At 43.4% G+C, this 2,500-nt stretch carries 2 tRNA genes and 1 rRNA gene (1 of these 3 only partly in view); all 3 read left to right on the top strand.

Going from position 1 to position 2,500, the window contains the following annotated elements:
* The first annotated feature begins 40 nt into the window (after window positions 1-40).
* Window positions 41-114 (top strand) — tRNA-Ile (locus tag P8625_RS07685).
* A 234-nt stretch (window positions 115-348) separates the two neighbouring features.
* Window positions 349-422: transfer RNA gene (locus P8625_RS07680), tRNA-Ala, on the top strand.
* Between the two features lie 268 nt (window positions 423-690).
* Window positions 691-2,500 (top strand): 23S ribosomal RNA (locus P8625_RS07675) (it continues 1,064 nt past the right edge of the window).

Below are 2,500 nucleotides of genomic sequence, written 5' to 3'. Positions count from 1 at the left end.
GGTACTAATATCTGAGAATTACAAGCTAAAGGCTAAAAAAAGTCTCGTAGCTCAGCTGGTTAGAGCGCTACACTGATAATGTAGAGGTCGGCAGTTCGAGTCTGCCCGAGACTACTTAATAGTCGAGACAGACGAGAAGTTTATCCCGAGCGTAGCCGAGGGGAGTCTGCCCGAGACTACAATTTATTGAAGGATTTAAAGATTTAAGAATTCAAACATTGAAATATTAAAGGATTTAAAAATTCAAAGATTGAGAGATAGATTAAGATATTTAGTTAAGAAAGGAAATTCTAGGAGCTAGGGAATTCTAAATTCGTAATTCTGAATTCATAATTCTGAATTTCAAATGGGGGATTAGCTCAGCTGGCTAGAGCGCTTGCCTTGCACGCAAGAGGTCATCGGTTCGACTCCGATATTCTCCACGAGGCAGTGCCTCGAGACAATATACATTGTTTCAGAGTACTGCACGAATTGCGCTGATAATACTTATCAGTGGCGATTCGCCACGTTCATTGACATATTGGTAAAATGATATCGTAAAGAATCAAGATAGAGCGTTAGATTAATAATCTAACAAGATATTTTTTATAAGAATCAAGATTTAAGATTTTAATTATTGAATAGTTCAATTTTTAAATTTTTAAATATATAAAAGAGCTCGTTGTAGTAGAGATACTACAGCAAAAAGTACAATAAGCTAAATAAGGGCGTATGGAGGATGCCTAGGCTTTCAGAGGCGAAGAAGGACGTGATAAGCTGCGATAAGCTACGGTGAGGGGCACATACCTATTGATCCGTAGATTTCCGAATGGGGCAACCCAATACATTGAAGATGTATTACCACGTAAGTGGGGCGAACCTGGTGAACTGAAACATCTAAGTAACCAGAGGAAGAGAAAACAAAAGTGATTCCGTTAGTAGTGGCGAGCGAACGCGGATTAGCCCAAACCAATATTGTTACGGCAATATTGGGGTTGTAGGGCTGCGACATTAGAATCTAAGAGAACTAGAATCGTTTGGAAAGACGAACCATAGAGAGTGATAGTCTCGTAAAGGTAATCGAAGAGGATATAGCAGTACCCTGAGTAGTGCGGGACACGAGTAATCCTGTATGAATCTGCCGGGACCATCCGGTAAGGCTAAATACTCCTGAAAGACCGATAGTGAACTAGTACCGTGAGGGAAAGGTGAAAAGAACCCTAAGTAAGGGAGTGAAATAGAACCTGAAACCGTACGCCTACAAGCGGTCGAAGCACATTTACTGTGTGACGGCGTGCCTTTTGCATAATGAGCCTACGAGTTACTGTTACTAGCAAGGTTAAGCACTTCAGGTGTGCAGCCGCAGCGAAAGCGAGTCTGAATAGGGCGCTATAGTTAGTAGTAGTAGACGCGAAACCGAGTGATCTACCCATGGGCAGGTTGAAGCTGTGGTAACACACCGTGGAGGACCGAACCAGTTGACGTTGAAAAGTCTTTGGATGACCTGTGGGTAGGGGTGAAAGGCCAATCAAACTCGGAAATAGCTCGTACTCCCCGAAATGCATTTAGGTGCAGCGTTGATTAAGAGTTTTATAGAGGTAGAGCTACTGATTGGATGCGGGGGCTTCACCGCCTACCAATTCCTGACAAACTCCGAATGCTATAAAATGTTTATCAGCAGTGAGGGCATGGGTGCTAAGGTCCATGTCCGAGAGGGAAAGAACCCAGACCATCAGCTAAGGTCCCCAAATATATGTTAAGTTGAAGAAACGAGGTTTGACTGCCCAGACAGCTAGGATGTTGGCTTGGAAGCAGCCATTCATTTAAAGAGTGCGTAACAGCTCACTAGTCGAGCGGTCGAGCATGGATAATAATCGGGCATAAACATATTACCGAAGCTATGGACTTATATAAGTGGTAGGGGAGCATTCTATATGTGTAGAAGGTTTACTGTGAGGTATGCTGGAACGTATAGAAAAGAAAATGTAGGCATAAGTAACGATAAAGGGGGCGAGAAACCCCCTCACCGAAAGACTAAGGTTTCCTCAGCGATGCTAATCAGCTGAGGGTTAGTCGGGACCTAAGGCGAATCCGAAGGGAGTAGTCGATGGACAACAGGTTAATATTCCTGTACTTCTTATAAATGCGATGGGGTGACGGAGTAATGAAAGCACCGCGAACTGACGGAATAGTTCGTTGAAGTATGTAGGTATTAGATTTGTAGGCAAATCCGCAGATCTAGCTGAAGTACGATAGTACCACAAGTCTTCGGATGCGTGGATAGTGTGCCTAAAGGCTTCCAAGAAAACCCTCTAAGCTTCAGTTTATAAGAACCCGTACCGTAAACCGACACAGGTAGTTGGGATGAGAATTCTAAGGTGCTCGAGAGATTCATGGCTAAGGAACTAGGCAAAATAGACTCGTAACTTCGGGAGAAGAGTCGCCAACAGCAATGTTGGCCGCAGTGAAAAGATCCAGGCGACTGTTTATCAAAAACACAGGGCTTTGCTAAATTGAAAGA

Origin of the sequence: Tenacibaculum tangerinum (genome assembly GCF_029853675.1) — a bacterium.
Lineage (GTDB): Bacteria > Bacteroidota > Bacteroidia > Flavobacteriales > Flavobacteriaceae > Polaribacter > Polaribacter tangerinum_A.
The sequence above is the reverse complement of the archived record's forward strand: the minus strand, read 5'-3'. Positions and strand labels throughout refer to the sequence as shown.